This is a genomic window from Cytobacillus gottheilii (genome assembly GCF_001636345.1).
Taxonomy (GTDB): domain Bacteria; phylum Bacillota; class Bacilli; order Bacillales; family Cytobacillaceae; genus Cytobacillus; species Cytobacillus gottheilii.
On the sequence record NZ_KV440945.1, the window covers coordinates 1,074,207 to 1,098,414 of the forward strand.

General features: G+C 39.5%; 29 protein-coding genes and 1 other annotated feature. Of the genes, 17 read left to right on the plus strand and 12 right to left on the minus strand.

What is annotated here, in order from left to right:
* Positions 1–268: 268 nt before the first annotated feature.
* The 7 genes from A6754_RS05075 to A6754_RS05105 all read left to right on the plus strand — a co-directional run bounded on the left by A6754_RS05075 (position 269) and on the right by A6754_RS05105 (position 7,296).
* A complete protein-coding gene (locus A6754_RS05075; protein ID WP_066442815.1) occupies positions 269–1,525 on the plus strand; it encodes a PucR family transcriptional regulator in 1,257 nt (418 codons plus the stop codon).
* A gap of 111 nt (positions 1,526–1,636) precedes the next feature.
* Positions 1,637–2,767 carry an alanine dehydrogenase gene (ald, locus tag A6754_RS05080; protein ID WP_066442816.1) on the plus strand — a complete coding sequence of 377 codons (1,131 nt, stop codon included), beginning with the start codon at positions 1,637–1,639 and terminating at the stop codon, positions 2,765–2,767.
* Between the two features lie 220 nt (positions 2,768–2,987).
* Entirely contained in the window at positions 2,988–3,359 is a 372-nt protein-coding gene (locus A6754_RS05085; protein ID WP_066442817.1) for an iron chaperone, read from the plus strand.
* Positions 3,360–3,420: 61 nt separating this feature from the next.
* Positions 3,421–3,637, plus strand: a binding site (T-box leader).
* 380 nt (positions 3,638–4,017) lie between these two features.
* Positions 4,018–5,448, plus strand: a complete 1,431-nt coding sequence (gene proS / locus A6754_RS05090) for a proline--tRNA ligase (RefSeq protein WP_066442818.1) — start codon at positions 4,018–4,020, stop codon at positions 5,446–5,448.
* Positions 5,449–5,534: 86 nt separating this feature from the next.
* Entirely contained in the window at positions 5,535–6,212 is a 678-nt protein-coding gene (locus A6754_RS05095) for a sigma-70 family RNA polymerase sigma factor (RefSeq protein ID WP_066442819.1), read from the plus strand.
* A gap of 26 nt (positions 6,213–6,238) precedes the next feature.
* On the plus strand, positions 6,239–6,823 hold the full coding sequence (gene clpP, locus A6754_RS05100) for an ATP-dependent Clp endopeptidase proteolytic subunit ClpP (protein ID WP_066442820.1): 585 nt from the start codon (positions 6,239–6,241) through the stop codon (positions 6,821–6,823).
* Positions 6,824–7,062: 239 nt separating this feature from the next.
* Positions 7,063–7,296, plus strand: coding sequence for a hypothetical protein (locus tag A6754_RS05105; RefSeq protein WP_066442821.1), 234 nt, complete (start codon positions 7,063–7,065; stop codon positions 7,294–7,296).
* 58 nt (positions 7,297–7,354) lie between these two features.
* Here the strand turns inward: A6754_RS05105 and A6754_RS05110 are convergent, their stop codons facing one another.
* Entirely contained in the window at positions 7,355–7,762 is a 408-nt protein-coding gene (locus A6754_RS05110; protein ID WP_082851613.1) for a YuzC family spore coat inner layer protein, read from the minus strand.
* Positions 7,763–8,000: 238 nt separating this feature from the next.
* Between A6754_RS05110 and A6754_RS05115 the strand changes: the two genes are divergently transcribed.
* Both A6754_RS05115 and A6754_RS05120 read left to right on the plus strand, forming a co-directional pair.
* Complete coding sequence (locus A6754_RS05115; protein ID WP_066442822.1) at positions 8,001–8,606, plus strand: DedA family protein; 606 nt, start codon at positions 8,001–8,003, stop codon at positions 8,604–8,606.
* A gap of 33 nt (positions 8,607–8,639) precedes the next feature.
* Positions 8,640–9,026 carry a hotdog fold thioesterase gene (locus A6754_RS05120; RefSeq protein WP_066442823.1) on the plus strand — a complete coding sequence of 129 codons (387 nt, stop codon included), beginning with the start codon at positions 8,640–8,642 and terminating at the stop codon, positions 9,024–9,026.
* Between the two features lie 40 nt (positions 9,027–9,066).
* Here the strand turns inward: A6754_RS05120 and mnhG are convergent, their stop codons facing one another.
* From mnhG to A6754_RS05155, 7 genes are read right to left on the minus strand one after another with little or no spacing between them, the layout of a single operon-like run.
* A complete protein-coding gene (mnhG, locus tag A6754_RS05125; RefSeq protein WP_066442824.1) occupies positions 9,067–9,441 on the minus strand; it encodes a monovalent cation/H(+) antiporter subunit G in 375 nt (124 codons plus the stop codon).
* Entirely contained in the window at positions 9,425–9,709 is a 285-nt protein-coding gene (locus A6754_RS05130) for a Na(+)/H(+) antiporter subunit F1 (RefSeq protein ID WP_066442825.1), read from the minus strand. The genes mnhG and A6754_RS05130 overlap by 17 nt, the downstream gene beginning before the upstream one ends.
* Entirely contained in the window at positions 9,709–10,185 is a 477-nt protein-coding gene (locus tag A6754_RS05135; RefSeq protein ID WP_066442826.1) for a Na+/H+ antiporter subunit E, read from the minus strand. Before A6754_RS05135 ends, A6754_RS05130 begins: the two co-directional genes overlap by 1 nt.
* Positions 10,186–10,190: 5 nt before the next feature.
* The gene (locus tag A6754_RS05140; protein WP_066442827.1) at positions 10,191–11,681 is read right to left on the minus strand and encodes a Na+/H+ antiporter subunit D; all 1,491 of its coding nucleotides are present in this window, start codon (positions 11,679–11,681) and stop codon (positions 10,191–10,193) included.
* Positions 11,674–12,015: a Na(+)/H(+) antiporter subunit C gene (locus tag A6754_RS05145; protein WP_066442828.1), complete on the minus strand. Its 342-nt coding sequence runs from the start codon at positions 12,013–12,015 to the stop codon at positions 11,674–11,676. The genes A6754_RS05140 and A6754_RS05145 overlap by 8 nt, the downstream gene beginning before the upstream one ends.
* The gene (locus tag A6754_RS05150; RefSeq protein WP_066442829.1) at positions 12,015–12,437 is read right to left on the minus strand and encodes a Na(+)/H(+) antiporter subunit B; all 423 of its coding nucleotides are present in this window, start codon (positions 12,435–12,437) and stop codon (positions 12,015–12,017) included. The genes A6754_RS05145 and A6754_RS05150 overlap by 1 nt, the downstream gene beginning before the upstream one ends.
* 1 nt (position 12,438) lies before the next feature.
* Positions 12,439–14,820: a Na+/H+ antiporter subunit A gene (locus A6754_RS05155; protein ID WP_066442830.1), complete on the minus strand. Its 2,382-nt coding sequence runs from the start codon at positions 14,818–14,820 to the stop codon at positions 12,439–12,441.
* Positions 14,821–15,259: 439 nt separating this feature from the next.
* Between A6754_RS05155 and A6754_RS05160 the strand changes: the two genes are divergently transcribed.
* A complete protein-coding gene (locus tag A6754_RS05160) occupies positions 15,260–15,490 on the plus strand; it encodes a hypothetical protein (RefSeq protein WP_066442831.1) in 231 nt (76 codons plus the stop codon).
* 200 nt (positions 15,491–15,690) lie between these two features.
* Positions 15,691–16,308, plus strand: coding sequence for a 3'-5' exonuclease KapD (kapD, locus tag A6754_RS05165; RefSeq protein ID WP_066442832.1), 618 nt, complete (start codon positions 15,691–15,693; stop codon positions 16,306–16,308).
* A 75-nt stretch (positions 16,309–16,383) separates the two neighbouring features.
* Here kapD and kapB read toward each other — a convergent pair whose 3' ends face one another.
* Positions 16,384–16,767, minus strand: coding sequence for a kinase-associated lipoprotein KapB (kapB, locus tag A6754_RS05170; RefSeq protein WP_066442833.1), 384 nt, complete (start codon positions 16,765–16,767; stop codon positions 16,384–16,386).
* Between the two features lie 93 nt (positions 16,768–16,860).
* On the opposite strand from kapB, the gene A6754_RS05175 reads away from it, so the two are divergent.
* The 3 genes from A6754_RS05175 to A6754_RS05185 all read left to right on the plus strand — a co-directional run bounded on the left by A6754_RS05175 (position 16,861) and on the right by A6754_RS05185 (position 18,676).
* Positions 16,861–17,610 carry a peptidylprolyl isomerase gene (locus A6754_RS05175; RefSeq protein ID WP_066442834.1) on the plus strand — a complete coding sequence of 250 codons (750 nt, stop codon included), beginning with the start codon at positions 16,861–16,863 and terminating at the stop codon, positions 17,608–17,610.
* Between the two features lie 123 nt (positions 17,611–17,733).
* Positions 17,734–17,949, plus strand: coding sequence for a hypothetical protein (locus A6754_RS05180; RefSeq protein ID WP_066442835.1), 216 nt, complete (start codon positions 17,734–17,736; stop codon positions 17,947–17,949).
* 163 nt (positions 17,950–18,112) lie between these two features.
* Complete coding sequence (locus A6754_RS05185; RefSeq protein WP_066442836.1) at positions 18,113–18,676, plus strand: superoxide dismutase family protein; 564 nt, start codon at positions 18,113–18,115, stop codon at positions 18,674–18,676.
* A 75-nt stretch (positions 18,677–18,751) separates the two neighbouring features.
* Here the strand turns inward: A6754_RS05185 and A6754_RS05190 are convergent, their stop codons facing one another.
* Entirely contained in the window at positions 18,752–19,921 is a 1,170-nt protein-coding gene (locus A6754_RS05190) for a MalY/PatB family protein (RefSeq protein ID WP_066442837.1), read from the minus strand.
* Positions 19,922–19,997: 76 nt separating this feature from the next.
* Here A6754_RS05190 and A6754_RS05195 point away from each other — a divergent pair, with 76 nt between their 5' ends.
* Entirely contained in the window at positions 19,998–20,267 is a 270-nt protein-coding gene (locus A6754_RS05195) for a DUF1871 family protein (RefSeq protein ID WP_306806915.1), read from the plus strand.
* Positions 20,268–20,332: 65 nt separating this feature from the next.
* Here the strand turns inward: A6754_RS05195 and A6754_RS05200 are convergent, their stop codons facing one another.
* Both A6754_RS05200 and A6754_RS05205 read right to left on the minus strand, forming a co-directional pair.
* Complete coding sequence (locus tag A6754_RS05200; RefSeq protein WP_066442839.1) at positions 20,333–21,169, minus strand: alpha/beta fold hydrolase; 837 nt, start codon at positions 21,167–21,169, stop codon at positions 20,333–20,335.
* A gap of 213 nt (positions 21,170–21,382) precedes the next feature.
* The gene (locus tag A6754_RS05205; RefSeq protein ID WP_066442840.1) at positions 21,383–21,745 is read right to left on the minus strand and encodes a helix-turn-helix domain-containing protein; all 363 of its coding nucleotides are present in this window, start codon (positions 21,743–21,745) and stop codon (positions 21,383–21,385) included.
* Positions 21,746–21,943: 198 nt separating this feature from the next.
* Here A6754_RS05205 and yugI point away from each other — a divergent pair, with 198 nt between their 5' ends.
* Together yugI and ltrA are read left to right on the plus strand one after the other, a co-directional pair.
* On the plus strand, positions 21,944–22,345 hold the full coding sequence (yugI, locus tag A6754_RS05210) for a S1 domain-containing post-transcriptional regulator GSP13 (RefSeq protein WP_066442841.1): 402 nt from the start codon (positions 21,944–21,946) through the stop codon (positions 22,343–22,345).
* Between the two features lie 586 nt (positions 22,346–22,931).
* Positions 22,932–24,194 (plus strand): group II intron reverse transcriptase/maturase, encoded by a 1,263-nt coding sequence (gene ltrA / locus A6754_RS05215; protein ID WP_066442417.1) that lies wholly within the window; start codon positions 22,932–22,934, stop codon positions 24,192–24,194.
* Positions 24,195–24,208 lie beyond the last annotated feature (14 nt).

Below are 24,208 nucleotides of genomic sequence, written 5' to 3' on the forward strand. Positions count from 1 at the left end.
AGTGTTTCTTCATTTGGCAGTTACTAATGCAGGTGCAAATTACTGATCTCACTCATTGTAGAAGAATGAAACTTTATCTTGAAATAGTATTTTGAATATTTTCTATTGTAAGATCAAGGGGTAGGAACATCAAGCGAAGTATAAAAAGATATATTATTTAGAAAATTAAATGTATTAATGAAAATGTCCAGATTTTTAAAATCCGTTATAATAAAGTAAAGAAATAAGTTTCGTATATTTTGAGGCAAAAAGCAAGGAGGTTTATGCGATGGACGATATGCGTGCTGGTAAAGATCCGTTTAAACATGCATTTCTGAATTTAGAGGATCTTGTGGATAAGATTTGGGATGTTTTAGAATGTCCAGTTACAATTGAAGATGCCACCCATCGGCTTCTTGCTTATAGCACACACGATGACACAACGGACTCCGCTAGAATTGCAACCATCATCAGCCGAAAGGTGCCTGAAAAGGTAATTAATTCACTATGGAAAGCAAGGATTATTCCGCAATTGATGCAAAGCGGTGAGCCTTTAAGAATACATGAAATGAAGGAAATAGGATTAGGAGATCGAGTAGCCATTTCAATTCGCAATCATAATGAAGTGCTTGGATACATATGGGTTGTTGAAGGAGAAGTGAAATTAACCGAGCAAAAGCTGAATCTTTTAAAACAGGCCGCAGCAGCTGCTAGAACGGAATTGTTAAAACTAAATGTGCAAAAGAAAAAACGAGTAGAGAGCTATCAGGACTTTTTTTGGCAGCTTCTTACGGGAAGCGATCGAAATCATGAAGAAATAAAGAATAAATTTGAAGAATTGAATATTAAGCCGCCGTCGCCATTTATTGTGCTTGTATTCCAATTCACTGAAAATATCACAGAGAAAATCACACAAAATATCATTTATTTAATGACAACGAGCCAAAAGATTAATATTTCTTTTCACGCTGCAATGGGCAATGAATTCATCGTGCTTGCCTCACCGCCAGCACAGGAAAATTCTGAAGCACCTATTATTGAGTTTCTGAATTTTTTCATAGGAGAAATGAAATCCCGCTTTCAAGTGGATGGAATGATCGGTGGCTGCGGCGGATTATACGATACATATGATAAGGTAGAAGCAAGCTATCAGGAAGCACAGGAGGTTGTTCGTTTAAAAGAGCAGTTTAAAGATGAGATGGACGATATTAACAGTCATAGGCAACTGGGGATTTTCCGCTATATTGAACTGTTAATGGAAAAAAGGCGGCAGGATCCTTTTGTGCATCCAGCACTGGAAGAATTGCAAAACTATGATCAAGAACATAAAACCATGCTGCTTCAAACACTTGAAAGCTATATTAATTACGATAGTAATGTAAATGATACGGCTAAAAAGCTTCATGTTCATGTAAATACATTAACCTACAGATTAAAAAGAATTACTGAGATTAGTGGTATTGATTTGAAAAATACAAACCAGAAAGTGAGTCTGTTCCTTGAATTGAAAATGAGAAGGTTAGAAAATAAAAAGCGTCGTTTGTAGAATTTCACAAACGATGCTTTTTTTATTTTCATATATCGACAATGCCAAAAAGTGTTTAAATTATTATACTGTTGATAACGTTTACTTTGTTAAGATGAAAGGGGAATTTACATGATCATTGGGGTACCTAGAGAAGTAAAAAATAATGAAAATCGTGTTGCGATGACACCTGCTGGGGTTGATGCACTGGTTAAAGCAGGCCACGAAGTGCTGATTGAAACAAACGCAGGCGAGGGCAGCGGTTTTGAGGATGCTGTCTACGTACAAGCAGGTGCAAAAATTGTTAATACAGCTGCGGAAGCTTGGAATGCGGACATGGTCATGAAAGTAAAAGAGCCGCTTTCATCTGAATACGGATATTTCCGCAAAGGGTTAGTGTTATTCACATATCTGCATCTGGCAGCAGAGCCAGAACTTGCAAAAGCATTAACCGAGAGCGGAGTAACAGCAATTGCATATGAAACAGTTGAATTAAACCGCACATTGCCTTTACTAACACCAATGAGTGAAGTAGCAGGGCGCATGGCATCACAAATTGGTGCACAGTTCCTGCAGAAAACAAATGGCGGAAAAGGGATTCTGCTTGCAGGAGTTCCTGGCGTATCACGCGGGAAAGTAACGATCATCGGCGGTGGCGTAGTAGGCATCAATGCTGCGAAAATGGCGATTGGTCTTGGAGCAGAGGTAACAATCATCGACTTAAGTCCAGAGCGTCTTCGTCAGCTTGACGATATTTTTGGCAATAATATTCAAACGCTCATGTCCAATCCATTCAATATTGCTGAGAGCGTAAAAGAAGCAGATCTTGTTATTGGCGCTGTTCTGATTCCAGGAGCAAAAGCACCAAAGCTTGTGACAGAAGATATGATCAAAACAATGAAGCCAGGATCTGTTGTCATTGATGTTGCGGTTGACCAAGGTGGAATCTTTGAGACCGTTGATCATGTAACAACTCATGATTTTCCGACATATGAGAAACATGGTGTTGTTCACTATGCGGTAGCTAATATGCCTGGAGCAGTACCTAGAACGTCAACACTCGCTTTAACAAATGTAACGATTCCTTATGCAATGCAGATAGCAAATAAAGGCGTTGAATTAGCTGTTGCAGAAAATGCTGCACTCAAGCTTGGTGTTAACGCTGTGAACGGAAAGGTCACTTATGAAGCTGTAGCAAGAGATCTTGGCTACCCATATGTGCCTGTTGCGGAAGCATTTGAAAATGCAGAGGTTTCAAAATAATAGCATTCCCCCCTTTTCGTGCAAGAGGGGGGATTTTTTTTGCTGCAAAAGCAAAAGGATACAAGGCTGAGTGACGCAATTTGAGATAACAAAAGATCCTAATCGGTATTTTGACTAATTTTCTCTTAGAATATATAGTTAAAAAAAGATAGAATTAAGTATTTTACAGCGTGGTTAGTGCAGGTTCTATTAAATATAATGTTAAGCAGGGGTGAACAAGATGGAAGTTTTTGAAGAGTATTTAGCAAGTTTAAAGACTCCAGAGCATCGTGTGCGTATGGAAGAAATTTTTAAATGGATAAAAAGTACATTTCCCACTTTGATGCCTATCATTAAATGGAAGCAGCCAATGTTTACAGATCACGATACGTTTATTATTGGTTTCAGTGCAGCGAAAAACCATATGAGTGTTGCTCCTGAACAAGCAGGCATGAATCATGTATTAGAGGACATTGAACAGGCAGGACATGATCATACGAAGGAGTTAGTGCGCTTTAAATGGAAAGAACCCGTCGATTATAAATTACTGGAAAAGATGATCCAGTTTAATATCTTGGACAAGGCTGATTGTTCTACTTTTTGGAGAAAATAGATATAGATGATATTCACAATTGACTTTCATCATAATAATTTATATAATCTTGAAAAATGAATAGGAAACGTTGATGGAGATTAGTATAGTGAAGATGTTTATAACAGAGAGGGAGCCATATGCTGCAAGGTTCCTATAAACGAACATTAGAACCTGCTCCCTGAGTTCTGCATTGGATGTCTTGTGATATGAAAATGCTGCGGATGCAAGTCCGTTATCATGTTGAGTGTAAAGCATTGCTTTGAAATAGGGTGGTACCGCCATGTTTGGTCCCTATACAAAGCAGTGCTTTTTTTTGTTTGGTTATAGGAAGGTGGGTTGTTCTAATAGCCGTTTTAACAGCAGCATTTAGCAATGGAAAAAGGATAAAAGTGCCCGTCTAGAGAGAAATGTAGTGCTGACGGGAAGTAGAGTGAGAAGGAAGTGCCCGTCAGGCGTAAAACTAAGCGCTGACGGGAAGTAAAGTAGCAGGTAAGTGCCCTTTAGCTGGAAAAAGCGGAGCTGAAGGGAACTAAAGTGTGATCAAAGTGCCCGTCAGATTAAAAACCCAAAGCCAACAGGAACTAAAGCACTAACAAAGTGCCCGTCACTCAAAAATCCAAAAACTGACGGGAACAAAGCAGCAAAAATAACTATAAAAACATTGAGGTGACCCAAAATGGGCAAGGAATTTGTAAAAGAGATAACAGCAATGGATGAAGATTTTGCGCAATGGTATACAGATGTTGTGAAAAAGGCAGATTTAGTTGATTACTCCAGTGTGAGAGGATCGATGATCATTCGGCCATACGGCTATGCATTATGGGAAAATATTAAAGATGAGCTGGATCGGCGCATTAAAGAAACAGGTCATGAAAATGTCTATATGCCTCTCTTCATACCAGAAAGCCTGCTGCAAAAGGAGAAAGATCATATTGAAGGATTTGCACCTGAAGTGGCTTGGGTTACACACGGAGGAGAAGAAGAGCTACAGGAACGTCTATGTGTCCGTCCGACCTCTGAAGTATTATTTGGCGAGCACTATAAAAATATCATTCATTCTTATCGGGATTTGCCAAAACTCTACAATCAATGGGCGAATGTCGTGCGTTGGGAAAAAACAACAAGACCATTTCTGCGCACACTGGAATTTTTATGGCAGGAGGGACATACTTGCCATGCCACTGATGAAGAGGCACTTGAAGAGACCGTTAAAATGCTTAATGTGTACGCAGAGCTTTGTGAAAATATCCTCGCTATTCCGGTCATTAAAGGAAAAAAAACAGAAAAAGAAAAGTTCGCTGGAGCGAAATTCACGTATACCATTGAGAGTCTTATGCATGATGGAAAGGCACTGCAATCAGGCACCTCCCACCACCTGGGCGATGGCTTTGCCAAAGCTTTTGGCATTCAGTTTACCGATCAGGAAGGAAAGCTGCAATACGTACAGCAAACATCTTGGGGATTCACGACAAGAATTATTGGAGCGATGATTATGGTGCATGGTGATGACCGCGGTTTGGTTATTCCGCCAAAGGCTGCGCCAACACAGGTAATGATCGTGCCAATTGCACAGCACAAGGAAGGCGTGCTGGACTATGCCTATGATCTAAAGGAAAAACTCTCAAAGATTGCTCGTGTCGGCATTGATGCAAGTGATAAGAAACCAGGCTGGAAATTCAATGAATACGAAATGAAGGGTGTGCCTTTGCGTCTTGAGGTTGGTCCTAAGGATATAGAAAAAGGACAGGTCATTTTAGCAAGACGGGATACAGGTGAAAAAATAACCGTAGCTGCATCCGAACTGGAGCAGAAGCTGCCTGGTATTTTAGAAGATATTCAGCATAGTTTATTTGAAAAAGCAAAAAATCATCGTGAAGAGAAAACATATCAGGCATTTGAATTTAATGAACTTAAAGAAATTTTTGCGGCTAAAACAGGCTTTGTAAAAGCTATGTGGTGTGGCGACCGCAGCTGTGAAGATCGTATAAAAGAGGAAACAGGAGCAACTTCCCGCTGCATTCCGTTTGACGCAGAAAGCATTGCAAAAACATGTGTATGCTGTGGAAAAGAAGCACAGCAGCTTGTATACTGGGCCAAAGCTTACTAAATAAAAAATAAATAAAATTTTTGTACCCGTATCTTTTTGAATCTTTTCTCCGTTTACTAACAGAAAGGTGCTAAAGGAGTGAGAACATGTACGGCAAGGTAAAAAAAATCCAAATGAAACGGTCTTCGGCTAATGAGAAACAGCTTGTGGAACTATATCCAGATTTAAAACGGTACTGCTGCTTTCTTTCGAAAAATGAATGGGATGGAAACGATTTGACTCAAGAAACCATGCTCAAAGCAATCAAGCACTATGGTGAAGGTGCACAAATCACTAAGGCGCTGCTCCATAAAATTGCCTATCACCACTGGATTGATATGCTGCGGAGTAGACAAAAAGAGCATGTAGCCCTCCTTCTGGAGGAAGGCACTGCCAAAGACCATCTTATACTTGAAACAGTCGAGACTGTAGTTGAAAAATTGACTCCCAAACAGGCAATTATGTTTACCCTAAAGGAAGGATTTCAGTACAAACTGACTGAGATAGCAGAGCTGACTGGAATATCTGAAACTGCGGTTAAGAGTAGTTTGCATCGAGCAAAAGAGCGGTTGAAAAAGGAAGAATCATTTGCTGAAAACTATTGGAATGAAGAAGATAGGGATGAATTTTCAATTCTACTGAAAAGATCCTTAATGCTTGAAAATCCATCGTTATTAATTGAAAGAGCAGCTGTTATTCAGGAGCAGAGGAACAAAACATTTGGATTGCCTGCAAATCATCAGAAAAAAAGCTCACCATCCTTTTCCCTTTACATGGCGGCTTAGCCGTATAACGAAGCGGAGGAGTAACAATGACTACCATACCTTATGTTGTTGAACAAACAAGCAGAGGGGAACGTTCCTATGATATTTATTCACGCCTTTTGAAGGATCGTATTATTATGATTGGTGAAGAAATTACAGATGCTCTGGCCAACACGGTGGTTGCACAATTGTTATTTTTAGCAGCAGAAGCACCTGATAAGGATATTTCCATTTACATTAATTCGCCAGGAGGATCGACCTCTGCTGGTTTTGCTATTTTTGATACCATGCAATATATTCAGCCGGATGTTCGGACGATATGCACAGGGATGGCAGCATCCTTTGGAGCGATGCTTCTTTTAGCTGGAACAAAAGGAAAGCGATATGCTCTTCCAAACAGTGAGATTATGATTCATCAGCCGCTTGGCGGTGCAAGAGGGCAGGCATCGGAAATTGAAATTTCGGCGCGGAGAATTCTGAAGCTTCGCGAGGACATAAATCAGATTATCTCAGAGCGGACAGGACAAAGCGTGGAGAAAGTGGCTCAGGATTCTGACCGGGATTATTTTATGAATGCACAAGAAGCGAAGGATTATGGGATAATCGACGAAATTTTGATTCCGAAAAAATGATGAGTTAGGTCTTGAAATTTAAGAGTACTATGAAGCATATACAAATATAAAAAGGATGTCCCTGCGGCCAAAACGGTAAAGTGCAGGGCATCCTTTTTATTGTCATTTTAAAGAAAGAGTACACAATTGGGACCTGATTTTTAGTGGCAATGTCTGCTGCCAGAATTCGAAGCCCACTCACAAATAGGGGTATTTGCATATGTTTTAGTGTAGGCATAAAATAGAAGGAGGTTATACAGATGATGCCATATCGAAGCCCTTATCATGCTCCAAGAAATGATAGCCGCTTTTTCTTTGCAGGACCTTTCGTCGGCGGTTTACTTGGAGGTTTAGTAGGAAGTGCTATTCTTGGTCCGCGTCCATTCTACGGACCACGCCCATATCCAGGTCCATTTTATGGGCCAGCGCCATACGGACCAGTACCATACGGACCAGTACCATACGGTCCAGGACCGTACGGATATCCTTATTAATAATCAATTGTTAAGCTCTCCTCATCCAAAGGAGAGCTTTTTATTTTTCAGCATGTGCTCAGCTCCATCGTAATTTAAGAGCCAGCTGGCAGCAATTTGCGGCAGCATTGCTGTCAGCTGATGATTCAAATGTTAGTCGAAGTCCGCTAGGTGTATATTCCACCTTTGGAAGCAGGGTAATTCCAGTTGTTTTAATGAGGGATTGGACTTTCTCCATTTTAGATTCCTGTGCTGCTGACATAAGTTCAAAGGAAAACGATCTAGATTGTGCCATTTTACTAAGCAGTACACTCGCGCTTTGCATCATGACCTCAAGCTCCTTCGCTGAGTTCATAAACATCCCAGGATCAACAGTTGGAAACTGTCTGTGCGGTCCAGTGAGAGGGTTTCTATGTACATAAGGAAGATATCTTACAGGAGGGTGGTAAGGGGTTCTAGTTGGGTAATAAACATAATAATAATTCATGCTGACATCCCCTTTCATATTCAATGTTAAAAATACCAATTACACTATATGTTTCTGATTTATAAAATATGTTAGATTCCCAAACGAAAACAGCTGACAAAATTAAAAAGGCAGAATGATGACTTTATAAGAGCATTTTTAAGGGGAACTTGCTAAAATAAAGAAAACTATTTGGGCATAGGTTTGCACTTAATTAAACTTCCATAATTTTGAGGCATTTATAAAAGGGGCGGACGCGATGGAACTGGAAGTCATATTAGATATGATTGAAAATAATGGATACATAGGCCTCTTTATTTGGCTTTGGATTGGTGTATTTGTCTTTCCAGTTCCCAACGAAGTGATTACGATGACTGTAGGTTTGGCAAGTTCATTGGGAGTCCTGCACCCTGCCGGAGCGTTTGCCGCCGTTTATGGGGGAATAGTAGCTGCGCTTACAACTGCATATACACTTGGGAGGGTAATTGGCAGACCACTGCTTTCATATTTTGAAAGAAGAGAACGCTTTTCAAAGCCTATACAAAAGTCAATGAAAATAATGGATCAGTATCATGCACTCTCGTTATCAATCAGCTATTTTATACCGGGAGTCAGAAACTTTCTTCCCTTTCTCTATGGCTTCAGCAAATTGCCATATAAGACATTTGCTTTGTTTGCCTATAGCGGCGCTTTATTATGGTTATCCATAGTCTTTCCGCTCGGACTGCTATTTGGAGACCATATTGAAACCATTGTTGCTCATGAACAGGAAATTTTTGTCATGTTAGGGTTTATCCTAGTGTTTTTTGTTTCATTTAAGCTAATTAGAAGGAAAAGAATGAAAAAGAGAGAAAAGATGACATAGAAGAGAAAGAATATAGTGTATGGGGGAACTGGAATGACAAGTCTAAAAAACACTTTAATGGAATCATTAGGCATTGAAATTACCTTGCTGGAAAAAGGACATGTCGTGGCAACCATGCCTGTTGACGAAAGAACAAGGCAGCCTTTTGGTCTGCTTCATGGAGGTGCTTCCGTTGCACTCGCCGAAACGGCTGCAAGTGTGGGAGCATTCGAACTGATTGATCAAGAAACAGAAGCGGCTGTTGGACTTGAGATTAATGCCAATCATATTAGAGGTGTAAAAGAAGGCATAGTTACTGCAAATGCAACCGTCCTTCATCAAGGAAAAAGTACGATGGTATGGGATGTAAAAATAACGGATGAACAAGATAATTTGATATGTGTTTCCAGATGTACAATGGCTGTCATAAAAAGAAAGTAAGCAAAAACCTCCAGATAGATTCTGGAGGTTTTTCACTTAATCAGCGGCTTACTTTTTCAGCAAGCTTTTTCTTCTTTTCGGAAACTTCTTTATAGTCATCTCTTACACTTTGATCCCAAAGTTTTACACCAGAGTTATATGCTGCACGCCCAATTAAATGCCCAGCTACAGGTGAGGTTAAAAAGATGAATACAATCCCAAGTACGATTCGCGGATTAAAGTATCCGTCAATGAAGTAAAAGTAAAGTAAGGCACCAATTAAAATACACATAACACCAAGTGTCGCTGACTTAGAAGCAGCATGGTTCCTTGTGTAAACATCCGGCAGCCGAATAACGCCAAAGGCAGCTACAAGACTTAAAAATGCACCAATTAATAAAAATACTACTATTAGAATATTAGCGATCTCGATCATGTTCAATGATGACTCCCTTCTCCAGGTATTTAGAGAAGGCAACAGTGCCGATAAATGCCAGAATCCCAAGAAGTAAAATTACTTCAAGAAATGCATTTGTATCTAACCCAATTGAAATAAGTGCAATCAAGGCGACTAAATTAATTCCAATTGCATCTAGAGCAATAACACGATCGGGAGTTGAAGGCCCTTTAATAACTCGATAAGTGAGCGCTAATATGGCCGCAGCAATACAGATGATGGAAATCATTACAACCGTATGAATCATTATTTGCTCACCTCCAGAATGGCTTTTTCAAAGGTGTTTTTAATGGAATCAATTGCTTCGTTGGCGTCCTCTATGTCCATTGCATGAACATATAAGATTTTTTTGTCATCTGATACATCAATAACCAATGTTCCCGGAGTTAATGTAATCAGATTTGCAAGTGTCGTGATTTCCCAATCTCTTTCCAGAACAGTCGGAAGTGCAAAAATGCCAGGCTTCATATCCAATTTTGGTTTTAAGACGGATTTTACAACTGCTACATTTGACAAGACGAGCTCTTTCAAAAATAGCAGGATTAGACTGATAATCGCAAACACTCTTAGCAAATAGAACCGAGATGGAAAAAACCGCCTAAACGCAAAGATAATGAGCAGACCAAAAAAGTAACCTTTCAAAAACGCTATAGGTTCATAGCTTGCGGTTAAGAACATCCAAGTAAAGCCGAGAAACATGTTTAATAATATTTGAAATGCCATGCTCATCACTCCTTTAGAACAGCGTCAATATAAAGATCAGGGTTCACTAGTATATTGGCGGCCTGTGAAATGTATGGGAAAACAAAATCTGCACCAACTCCATAAACAACAGCTAATATGACTAAGATCACTGGCGCTGCCATCAGCTGGCGCACAGGAGCTTTTTCCTCACCTTTGTATGTAAGAGGTTTTCCCCAAAATCCGTTAATAAAAATCTTCATGACTGAGAATAAGACGAACAAGCTAGACATTAGGACAATAGCGCCAGTCCAATAATGTTCAGCATCAAAAACTCCTTTTATCAAAAGCAGTTTTCCGACAAATCCGCTTAGCGGCGGAATGCCTGCTAATGCCAGTGAAGCAATGAAGAATGTCCAGGCAAGCCCAGGATAATTTTTAATTAAACCGCTTATTTGCTTAAGATTGCTTGTTCCTGTAATAGCAATCATAATGCCAACCAGCAGGAAGAGAGCAGCCTTGACGATCATGTCATGAATAATGTAAAAGACAGAACCTGCTAATGCGTCCTCATTCATGGAGGCAACACCAGCAAGTATAACCCCTACTGCTGTAATAATATTGTAAATGATAATCTTCTTTATATCCCAATAAGCAATAGCTCCAATGACTCCGAGGATGATTGAGAGTACTGCCATTACACCTAAAAGGGTCTGAATCGTCCCGCCTTCATGATAAAATAAAAGTGAGTATGTTCTCGTGATGGAATAAACTCCAACCTTTGTCAGCAATGCCCCGAAAATAGCCATTACCGGAGCTGGAGGCGCATAATAGGAACCTGGAAGCCAGAAAAATAGCGGAAAAACGGCTCCTTTTAAGCCAAACACAATCATAAATAAAACACCAATTACTGTTATGATCCCAAGCTGCCCATCTGCACTAATGGAAGCGATCCGTTCAGATAAGTGAGCCATGTTTAAGGTGCCGGTTACAGAATATAAGTAACCTACCGCAATGACAAATAAAGCAGAAGAGATCACGTTCACTAAGAGATATTTGATTGATTCGCGCAGCTGAATCTTTGTGCCTCCCAGAACAATTAACACATAAGAAGACATCAGCATGACTTCAAAAAATACAAAGAGATTGAAAATATCCCCTGTAGTAAATGCTCCATTGACTCCTACAATCAAAAAGCTCATCGAAGCATAATAGTTAAACTTTTCACGCTCTTGTCCAATCCCCCGAAAAGAGAAGATGATACAAGCAAAAGAGATAATACTCGTTGTTAGCACAAGCAAAGCAGATAGCATATCTGAAACGAGTGTGATGCCGAATGGAGCATCCCAGTTTGATAAATTAAGTGTTTGAATGCCTTCTGTATGTACTTTATGAGCGAGCATAGCCGCAATGATCACTGTTACAAATGCTGAAATACTTGCAACCCACCTTTGCAGCATAACATGTTTATTGATAAACATGAGAAGGACCCCAGTAATAAGCGGAATCAGAATCGGCAGTAATAAAAAGTTAATCATTTCCTTCAGTTCCTCTCAGTTTCTCCATATTATCTGTCCCAAGCTCCTTGTATGCGCGATAAGCTAGCACAAGGAAAAAGGCAGTTACACCAAAACTAATAACGATTGCTGTTAGAATAAGTGCCTGCGGAAGGGGATCTGTATAAGAAGGGGCTTCTTCGCCAAGAAGCGGTGCAGCTCCTTTTTTAAGACCTCCCATTGTTAATAATAAAAGGTGAGCGCCGTGACTTAAAAGTCCAGTACCGATGATAATTCGCAGCAAGCTTTTTGAGAGTATTAAATAGGTAGCACACATAAATAAAATCCCGATAACAAAAGCCATTAGTATTTCCATTATTCATCTCCTCCAATCGTTTGAATAATGGTCATAGTTACACCTACTACTACCAGAAATACACCTAAGTCAAATATAGTAGCCGTATGCAGGGCCATTTCACCTAAAATAGGCAGGTGAACATCACCAAAAGCATGTGTTAAAAATGGAACATTAAACAATAAAGCGCCAGCGGCTGTTCCGATTGCGAACAAAAGCCCAACCGCTGTCATGGTCATATAATTAATCGGCAGGATCTTAGCGACTGTTTTCATGTCAAAGGCAAGCAGAAGCAGGATAATGGCTCCTGCTGTAAGCAATCCGCCGACAAAGCCGCCTCCCGGAGTATAGTGACCGGCAAAAAAGATATAGATCGAGAAAAGGACGATAATAAACAGCACGATTTTGGTTGCTGTCTGAAGGATAAGATCATTCGTTTTCATGCTATTTCGCCCCTTTCATTCTAAGTTTTATCATGGCGTAGATTCCAATAGATGCAATGGCAAGCACCACAATTTCAAATAACGTATCAAATCCGCGGAAGTCAACAAGAATAACGTTTACCATGTTTTTCCCAGCCGCTTCGGTATAAGTATTCTCCACATAATATTGTGAAATGGATTCAAACAGTTTTGTACTATGCGCTGATAGTGCAATTAGTGTTACAACTGCTCCCACACCAATAGAGATGACTAAATTGGTTGCTTTAAAAGCCATTCGTTCCTCATTCCGTTTCTTTGGCAAGTGGTAAAAACATAGAAGGAACAAGGAAACGGATATCGTTTCGATAACCAATTGTGTCAACGCCAAGTCCGGTGCCCGGAAGTTAACGAAAAACAATGCAACCGTATAACCAACTGTACCAAGCAGAATAACGGATGTCAGTCTTGATTTAACGAATAAAATGGCCACTGATGCAATCACAATAACGGCAACCAGCAGTACTTCGTAATAACGTACATCTGCTGCATGTTCGAGATCAATCTTAAAGGCATTTTGCGAGAACAAAACAGACGATAAAATGGCGATGAAAAATGCAAAAATATAAATAAGATAGCTTCGGATTGAACCATTCATATACATTTTTGTCATTTTAAAAGAGCCGTTTTGTGCAAATAGCAGCCCTTGATCATAAGCCTTATTTAGTGCAAGTTTCTCAGGGAATAGACCATAAATTTTTCTCCATTTCGCTAAAGAGAGGTAAAGCAATGTTCCTAATACGATAACGCCTATGGTCATCCATAACTCCAAATTAAAGCCATGCCAGAAAGAGATATGAACTTCGAATAAAAATTCAGGCATAATCGCTGATAGTGCAGGTTCAATAATATTGACTGATAAAATATTTGGGAAAAAGCCAATAATTATCACTAAAGAAGCAAGGATGATTGGTGAAATTAACATGCCAATCGGTGCTTCGTGAGGTTTTTTCTCCAGTTTTTCAGGCTGAAGTTTGCCTGTGAACGTTTTGAAAACAAGGATCATGCTGTAAATAAATGTGAATACACTAGCAATCCAAGCAATGACAGGGAACAGAATACCCCATGTATCTAATTGGAATACATTGAAATCTATAATATGGGTCATCGCAGTAAAGAACATTTCCTTACTCAGGAATCCATTAAATGGCGGAAGACCGGCCATAGAAAATGAGCCAATAATCGCTAATGTGAATGTAATAGGCATCAGCTGCATTAAACCGCCAAGTCTCCGTATATCACGTGTTCCTGTTTCATGATCGACAATCCCGACAACCATAAACAAACTTCCTTTGAAGGTCGCATGATTGATTAAGTGAAAGACTGCGGCAGTTGTAGCAATTGTATGGTATTTGTCATCAATGCCATCAAAATGCAGTGCAGCAGCACCTATTCCCAGCAATGACATGATCATACCAAGCTGACTGATCGTTGAAAACGCAAGGATTGCCTTTAGATCTGTTTGTTTCACAGCAGAAAAAGATCCCCAGAACAAGGTAACGATTCCAAAACCAGCGATGAGCCATAGCCAAAGCGCATGGTCAGCAAATACAGGGCTCATTCTCGCAACGAGGTAGATACCTGCTTTTACCATTGTGGCTGAATGGAGATATGCACTGACAGGCGTTGGTGCCTCCATTGCGTCTGGCAGCCAGATGTGAAACGGAAATTGAGCTGATTTTGTAAAGGCGCCAAGCAAAATACAAAGCAAGGCAGGAACAAACAACGGATGTGTAAAGATCACATCTGATTGTGCAATAATTTCAGATATGCTAAAGGTTCCAGTCATTATGTATAAGAGGATAATGCCTCCAAGCATGGATAGACCGCCAAAAACGGTAATCAGCATCGACTTTTGAGCACCATAACGAGACTTCTCACGATCATACCAATATCCAATTAGCAGAAAAGAAGAAAAGCTTGTTAATTCCCAAAAAGCGTATAGAACAATTAAGTTATCCGATAGGACAACTCCAAGCATAGCCCCCATAAAAAGAAGCAAATACACATAGAATGTATTTAACTTTTCTTTATCCTTCGATAAATAATAAATGGAGTAAAGAATGACTAAGGTTCCAATCCCCGTAATAAGCAGGGCAAAAAGCAAACCAAGTCCATCAATCTTAGCAGTAAACTCAATCCCTAATGCTTCAATCCATGTAAACGATTCGATGATCGGCTGTGAAGTTGAAGTGGCTGAAACAAAAGAGACAAAATAAACAAACAATACAAGCGGCAATGGCAGGATAAACCAGCCTGTATGAACCTTCTTAAAGAGCTTGTACAGAATAGGTACGAGCACCGCCAGAAGGAATGGTGAAATAATAGCCAAATGAAGCAGAGACAAAACAAGACCTCCTTTATTGTTCTAAGAATGTAATAATCGGCGAGCTGTTATAGCAGCCTTTTTTATTTTTTCTAAAAGATTTTTGAAGCATGGGGCATATGAAAACTGCAGTCCCACTTCTTTTAGAATGGATATAAGTATGTATTTCAGGGGGTGCCTGTACATAGTATCCACACCTTATGTACAAAGTTATGTTTATTTATTTACCCAAAAAATAAAAAATACGACCTTACACCTGTTCCAAAAAGCATATCAAACCAAATTATAACCTAAAATTTTGTTGCATGCATGCTCTAAAACCTTTATATAAGTGGGTTTCTATCTTTCTTATTAAATATGTAGAAACACGGAAAAAAATATAAAAAAATATTTTGAAATAATCTCCTTTGAATAAAAATCCGCTCTTATTCCCACACTTATAAATAGGGTGGTGTTATGGTTGAGGGCAAAAATTATTGCTGCAGTATCCATTTTTGTCGTACTGTTTTCCGGAGCATGGCTCGTTAACGAAAATGGAAAACGAGAATTTTATATTCCTGGTGAAGCTGACGAAATAGTTGAAATGATGCCAGTGGAATCAGTTGAGAATATCATGCAGGCTCCTTTGGAGAACCAAAAGATTGAAGCCTTTCAATCAAGGGAATATGTGCGAATTAAAAAAGCTTCTTAAAAAGGACGAGAGAGATCTCGTTCTTTTTTGTGCTTTGAGATAGTATAAATTGGAATTAAAGCTAAAGGCACCGGCAATTAAAAGTATCTTAGGGTATTCTGATCCGTTAACTTACAATTAACGAAAAATTGCGTTTTTCAGCAGTAAATGGAATTCTCTCATGATATAATGGAAGAAAGTAGCCGGGGCAGGTGATTCAGATGGAAGTTAGGCAGCATTTATTTATTGATTTTGAATTTACAATGCCTGATAAAGGCAAACAATATAAAGGATTTTATCCGGAAATCATTGAAGTGGGTGTCGTATCAGTCATCAATAATCAAATCTTCGAAGAATTCTCCTCTTATGTAACACCAATCCAATATCCGAAATTATCGAAACGGTGTAAATCCTTTCTAAACATCTCGCAGCAGCAGGTTGATGATGGGATTGCTTTTTCAGAACTTGTTCAAAAGCTTAAGGAAATGACGGGAGAACATTCATATACCATTGTAACCTGGGGAAATACTGATATGAAGGTTCTGCGTTCTAACTGTGAAAAGGCAGGGCTGCATTTTCCTTTTTCAGGGAAAGAGGTAGACCTGTCAATGGAGTATAAGCGCTTTTTTGGTGACAAAAATCAAACTGGTTTATGGAAGGCTGTTCAAGAATACGGCAAAGATGGTGTTGGTTTGCATCACCGGGCATTGGATGATGCATTAACAACCTATAAGATCTTTAAGCTTGTCGAGAAGGACAAACAATATTTACAAAAACATGAGCCTACTACAATCGGGGATCGAGTAGATTTGGCGGAGCTCTTTAATAAATTCGCCTAGTTAAAATAGAGCTGCTAGGGACTTATACAATAAGGGGTAAAATGTAAAAAAACTGCCGCAGTCAGTGCAGCAGTTTTAATCTTTAAAGTAAGTACCCTCTAATATACGGATATTATCCAGGCTTTTTTGTGCCCATTCGTTATCCGTTTTCAAAAGGTCTTCTTTCATTTGATCCAAAACCTCTTTAAGTGAGTCTGTATACGAAGGGATTTCGCCTTCGTACGCTCGGACCATTTGTTTTGGGATATTGGTTTGCTCCCGGAATGATAATGCTTTTCTCTCATGAAATATCATCACATCTGCTTGTTTAGGGTTATGTAAATCTCCCTGCATTGGGTGTTTGGCCACAGCTAGCACACGCATCACGTAATGCATAGGGCGGATGTCTGTAATCTCCCCAATATATTTACCTGTTTTATAAATTCCTGTCACCTTGTCGCCGATTTGAAATTCTGCCATTTTTTTATACCCTCCTTTCATTACTATTATGGTTTGTCTAAAGTGCAAAATCAAATTATAATTTCCATATACATATCGAATGGAGGACTAATGATGAAAAAACGTTTATTGGCAGTATTGACTATTCTGCTCCTGGTACTGACAGCTTGTGGAACAAATACGGAGGATTCGGCTGAACCTTCTGAATCCAATGGAACTGACTCTTCTGAATCCAATGGAACTGACTCTTCTGAATCCAATGAAACTGAAGCTGTCCAATCAAGTTTGCCTCAGCTGAGTGAAGAAGTCAGCAATAATGAAAAGCTCGTGGAGATGACAACCTCATTAGGAGTCATTAAAATGAAGCTATTTCCTGAGCAGGCTCCAAAAGCAGTTGAAAACTTTATTACACATAGTAAAGACGGTTATTATGAAGGAATTATATTTCACCGTGTCATACAAGATTTTATGATTCAAACTGGTGATCCACAAGGAACGGGAATGGGCGGTGAAAGTATTTTTGGAGAACCATTTGAAGATGAGTTTTCCAGCGATCTTTTTCATTTTAGAGGAGCTTTAGCTATGGCCAACTCTGGTGCCAATACTAATGGCAGCCAATTCTTTATAGTTCAAAATAAAAACCTTGATCCGAGTCTCACAAAACAAATGCAGGATGCAGAATATCCTGATGAAGCTGTGACAGCCTACGAAGCAGGTGGAACACCATGGCTGGATGGTAAGCACACTGTATTTGGACAAGTTATAGAAGGCATGGACATAGTAGATGAAATTGCGGCTGCTGAAGCGGAAAATGATAAACCGCTTGAAGATATTGTGATCGAAAAGATAACTGTTATTGAATAGTGCTCTAGGTCCAAAATGACTGTTCAATTGCGCATAGTAACCTTTCACTCTAGACAGCTTTTTATTGAGAAATCTGTTATAATTAGGCATTGACCATGACAGTTGCAGAAAGGATGGATGTTAATGGCTCAATGGTTCATATTTTCTTTATTTTTGTATTTTCCAGAAGATAAGACAGAATATATACCTGCAGCAATTTGGTGCATTATTTTCCTCATAGCCGCTGCGTTAACAATGAAATTTATTATACATGTTTCAAAACGTGAAGGCGAAAAAACAAAAGAATTAGAAGAGCGTATAAACCGCCAGATGGCAAGTCAGCAAAAAGAGAACAGTTAAAACTGTTCTCTTTTTTATGTTTATTGAGAGGTCTGCAGTCGTTTAACACCGATGCTGGTGACGGATATTCAGCATGCAAATAGGAAACAATATAGCATGTCCTTTTCACAAATGGTTAATAGTTAGCTTATATGGAAAACATAGTGCTTGGGGGTATTCTACAGTGAAAAAACTAGTTGCGGCACTGGCTGTCTTAATTTTAGCAGGATGCGGCGAAGAAAACATAACGAACGTAGATGTTGAAATGCATAATGCGGTAGGCGATTCGCTGGGGACAATCAAGCTTGGTCAGCAAACACAAGGCGTGAAACTGGAGCTTGATTTAGAAGGCTTGCCTCCAGGAGAGCATGCCCTGCATATTCATGAAAAAGGTGAATGTGAACCGCCTGACTTTAAGTCCGCAGGCAACCATTTTAATCCGGATGATAAAGAGCATGGCTTGCTTCATCCAAAAGGAGCGCACGCAGGTGATCTACCGAATATTATTGTAGAAGATGATGGGAAAGTAAAGGCAGAACTAATGGCGCCGCAAGTATCATTAAAAGAGGATAAAACCTCCCTTTTTACAAAAGACGGAACAACGATTGTCATCGATGAGGGAATAGATGATGGAATGACCCAGCCTTCTGGGGATTCAGGAGAAAGAATTGCCTGCGGCAGAATATCAAAGGATAAAGATGAAAAAAACACGAAAAGTGCACAAGATGATACAGGAAAAGAAGAGTAAATGAACAATAAACCCAAGAGGCCATTAGTCCTTCTTGGGTTTACTTTAGGTTAGGTCAATCATTAAAAAAGATATTTAAGAGAAGGCGTGTTTAACTCGATTTAGTCCGTCCAGCAAGACCGTTTGAGAGCAGGCAAAATTTAAACGTACAAACCCTTCGCCGCCTGGTCCGTATTTATTGCCAGGTTCAAGAGCTACCTTTCCTTTTTTTAACAGACGCTCCTGTATTTCATCATCTGGCAGTTCAAGCTTACGGCAATCAAGCCATAACAAATAAGTTCCTTCCGGCTCTATTGCTTTTATCTCAGGAAGGTTTTCCTCGATAAATTGAATGGATATTCTTCGATTTTCTTCTAGGTAATGCAACAATTCATTTAGCCATGTATCTCCAAAGCGATAGGCTGCTTCCATACCTGTTAATCCAAAAGTTGATAATGTGAAGAACCCTTGTTTTGCTTGAAGATCACTAAACCGTTTTCGCAGCTGTTCATTTTCAATTAAGACGGCTGAAGCCTGCAGACCTGCTAAATTAAATGTTTTTGTCGGTGCAATACAAGTGATGGTTATTTCTTTAAAACGCTGGTCCAATGAAGCAATCGGAAGATGTTGATGTGGAGTATAAACTAAATCTGCGTGAATTTCGTCTGAAAGAATATAACAATTATATTGGCAGCATAGATCGCCAATCTTTTTTAGCTCATCTTTTGTCCACACACGGCCGCCGGGATTATGAGGGTTACATAAAAGAAACAGTTTTACCCCCTCTTTAAGCCTCTCTTCAAAGTCAACAAAATCAATCTCATATTGATCATCTTTTAATATCAGAGGTGAATTGACAACTACTCTTTCATTTCCTTCAATCATGCTGAAAAATGGAGTGTATACGGGAGATTGAAGCATAACTTTATCGCCTTTTTCGGTAAACGCCAGAATAGCTGCAGCAATTGAAGGGACAACACCAAGGCTAAATAATACCGCATTTTTTGATACTTCCCAGTTATGGCGCTTTTTTTGCCACTCCGTAATCGCATTAGTGGTTGAGGCTGATGCATATGTATATCCATAGATTTTATGCTGAACTCTCTTTTCAAGTGCCTCTATAACTTCATTTGGGGGCATAAATTCCATGTCAGCCACCCACATTGGCAAAACTTCATCTGAACCAAATAGATCTTTTCTTAATCCCCATTTAACCGAATTCGTCTGCTCGCGATTAATTGGTGTGTGAAAATCATAATTCGTCATTTTAGCACCGCCTTTTTTAGATTTGCACTTTTCCCTTTCTATGATAAGATATGAAGACTAAAAATGAAAATAAAAGGTGAGCAGATTGCAAAGTCAAGAAATGAATCTAAGGCTTGTTGATACGTTAAACAGCTGGGATCCCTTTCAGATCGGGTCTGGAAGCTATGATACGGAAATTGCGGATATCCTGCAGGCTGTACAAGATCTGAACGATGCTGAGCAGCTTTCAAGGAAAATACAAGCAATCTTTGAGTTTTCCTTTGAAGAAGTGCTTCCTCTAAAGCATTGTTATACAATGGCTGTACAATTGCTTTCTATTAAAAATGATAGTTCATGCAGCATATAAAAAATACGGCACGCCTGCTGGCATGCCGTATTTTTTATTATACAGCTATGAGGTTTCTCAAAGCTTTACACGCTCACAGCAGGTAAAAATCCTTTCATTTCTGCTACAATTTCTTCTGGCCTCTCTTCAGGAACGAGATGGCCTGTCTCTTTTAAAATGATCAATTTTGAATTAGGCAAATTTTTGTGCAGTCTCTTTCCTTTTGAAAGAGGAACTACACGGTCATGCTCACCCCAAATAAGCAGGCATGGTGTATGAATTCGTTTTATATCCTCTTCCGTTAAATCACCTTCCCGGTGGCGTATCATTCGTGTTAAACCTTGGAAAATGGAGTTATTAAGGAAAGGAGACATATATCCTTTTCTCATATCTTCATCAATCATTGCCTGATTATAAACGACATTCTTTAAGTTTTTTTCTAGTCCAGATTTTGCAAGATGGCGTTTAACATACAGGTGAAAAAAAGGAATATAGCTTGTATAGACTAAAGATTGATGTGATTTGGGCAGATAAGCAGAACTGCATAGGAGCAGTGCACTGCTAGCTGCTGCAGGCCGCTGCAGAAGCATATTCATGACAATTTGTCCGCCCATAGAGTGTCCGGCCAGTATCATATTGGAAATCTGCAGGCGATCAGTAAGTTCAAATATCGAACTTGCCATGTTTTGATAAGAATAAAGAAATCGCTTTGACTTTCCGCTCTTTCCGAAAGGAGGAATATCGACTGCTAAGATATTATATTCTTCCTGCAAATGTGGAATAAGCTTGCGAAAACTGAATGCTGAGGAGAGGAAGCCATGCAGCATAATAATCGTAGGACTTGCTGATGGATGCTTAAAATATTCGTAATAAAACTCATTGCCGTTAATATTTTCGATGCCAGAATAGAACTTGCTTTTCACAGTGCTCCTCCTTTTACATGTCAAAGTTTACTATGTTTATTTTGCCGTTATGCCAACCTTTTACACATAAAAAAAGAAAAAATCACCTTTTTATCAGAGGAGAATCTGAACAAAAAAAGGACAATCTAAAATTAGATTGTCACTTCAAAAAGGGGGGAATACTAGAAAGCTTATAAAACTATCATGTCCAATTCTGCATGCCTTTATACTTCTTTATTGAGATTCATATTTAACTTCATAGAGCATTTGCATCACTCGAAGGAAATCTTCTTCCCGAAATTCCTTCGCTTTTCGGAGGATTAGCTTAGCCTTTTTTAGTCCGATCTCCTGAACCAGCTGTTCAATTTCTTTGTCAATGCCATTATTTTCTGTATGAAGTTCCTGCTCCAGCAGCTCTGATGCGGGAATATCCAGTACTGTGGAGATTTTTAAAACGGTATTGGTATCCGGTATTTGTTCACCTTTTTCATACTTCTCGATTGTTGCAGTACCAACTCTGATTTTCATAGCTAATTCAGATTGTGATAACTTTGCTCTTTGCCGTGCAAGCTTTAAATTTTCACTTAAATAAGACAATGTTCCCACCTCTTTTTTTATTCTACTATCTTTATTTTAACACGCATTAGGGTGATTAAATCCAGTTCGCTTGTAAAAATTGTTTCCGTTTGCAATAAAACGTATTCTTTGCTTATTTTTGTAATGTGCATCACCTTATGTTATAATTATTTATTGCGAATAATTAACGTATAAATTTAATCAATTAGGAGTGTTTTCATGTCAGAGAAAGTTGAAGTTGGAAGTGTAATTACAGGGAAAGTAACAGGTATTCAGCCATATGGAGCATTTGTGGCTTTAGATGAAAATACACAAGGTCTTGTGCATATTTCAGAGGTTACACACGGATTTGTAAAAGATATCAACGAACATTTAAAAGTTGGTGATGAGGTAAACGTAAAAGTTTTATCTATCGACGAGCAAGCTGGAAAAATTGGTCTTTCTATTCGTGCAACAGAAGAAGCACCTGCGCAAGCGGAAAGCAAACCAAAGAAGCCACGCAAGCGCCAAGCGGCACCAATTAAGTTTGAAGATGAATCAGCTCAAGGATTTAACACTTTAAAAGATAAACTTCAAGAGTGGATTGACCAGTCTGAACGTGATGATCTAATTAAAAAGTAATATAGAGTAAAGTCAGGCAAATGCCTGGCTTTTTTTGTTGTGTGCCCGGCATGGGTGCAGGCTCTAGGGTGCGAGTCCCGAACGGCGAAGGCAGTAGTAGTCGTAGCTTAAGACAAGGATATGCGGGGTGACCCTCCTATCTGAAGGAAGTCGGCGGCAAACTTCCGCTCTGAGGAACACGAATCTCATATGAGGCTAGATGACATTGGGTGAGTCTGCAATACAAGACAAAGTCCATACTGCCAAAGGTGTCACAGAGTAAATGAGGCGGAGACATGGAAGGAAAGTCTGTACTCTTACCCGGGGAGAACCTGTCGATATGCCGTACTCATGCGGTAAGCCTATCCGTGAGGATAAGTTGAACGACAGGCGTCAGCAGAAGCCATAGTACTTATTCGCTTAAGAGGATAAGGAAGGGCTGAACCGGTTATGGAAAATAGGAACTAGGCGTATCTTTCCATTCGATGAAACAGAAAACATAGTACCTGTTTAATGAAAGAAACGGTGAATCCGCGGGGGTCATTAAACAGGGTGGAGAATGAAAAGGACACAAACAGAACACCTATTTACGCGGGAGGTTATATCAATGTTAATGGAACGAATCATGTCACGGGAAAACCTACTTAATGCGATTAAAAGAGTAGAAAAGAATAAGGGAAAACATGGAGTGGACGAAATGCCCGTCACTGCTCTTCGTGGACATATTATGCTCAACTGGAGCGAACTGCGAAAATCCCTCTTCGAGGGAACCTATATCCCATCCCCCGTCCGTCGAGTCGAAATCCCGAAACCAGACGGCAAAGGGAAGAGGAAACTGGGAATCCCAACCGTGACAGACCGTTTCATTCAACAAGCAATCACCCAAGTGCTTACCAGAATGTATGACCCTAGTTTCTCTGAATGTAGCTTCGGCTTTCGCCCTAACAGGCGAGCGCACCAGGCTGTTAAATTAGCCCAAAGCTATATAGAAGAGGGTTATCGATGGGTAGTCGACATTGACCTTGAAAAGTTCTTTGACAAGGTTAACCACGATAGATTAATGAGTAAATTAGCCATGAGGATAAAGGATAGTACTCTCCTCAAACTAATAAGACGGTTCTTAACCTCTGGTGTTATGGAAGGCGGACTTGTCAGTCCTAACCTTGAGGGGACACCGCAAGGTGGACCTTTAAGCCCTTTACTTTCGAATATTGTGTTGGATGAACTGGATAAAGAACTGGAGCGCAGAGGACATCGCTTTGTCCGCTACGCCGATGATTGTAATATCTATGTGAAATCTAAAAGAGCTGGAGAAAGAGTTATGAAGGCAATGACCCATTTTATCGAGAGGAATCTTAAACTGAAGGTTAACAAGGATAAAAGTGCTGTAGACCGCCCTTGGAAAAGGAAATTTCTTGGGTTCAGTTTTACAAGTAATCTAAAACCGAAGGTGAGAATATCTCCCCAATCAGTTAAACGGTTTAAAGATAAAATAAGAAAGCTTACAAGCAGACGAAGGTCAATTGCCATGGAAGATAGGATTCATAACCTTAACCAATATCTAGTGGGATGGGTTAATTATTATCATTTAGCAGATACCCGTTCAGTAATCGCAAAACTCGAAGGATGGCTTAATCGAAGGTTAAGAATGATTCGATGGAAGGAATGGAAACTTCCCCAAACGAAGGTCAAGAAACTTATTAAACTAGGTGTTTCGAAAGGGAAAGCATATGAATGGGGAAATACAAGAAAGGCTTATTGGAGGATATCCAAAAGTCCAATTCTTCATAAAACATTAGGGAAAGCCTACTGGCTTTCCCTTGGGTTAAAAAGTATTTCTGCTAGATATGACTTACTGCGTTCGACTTAATCGGAACCGCCGTA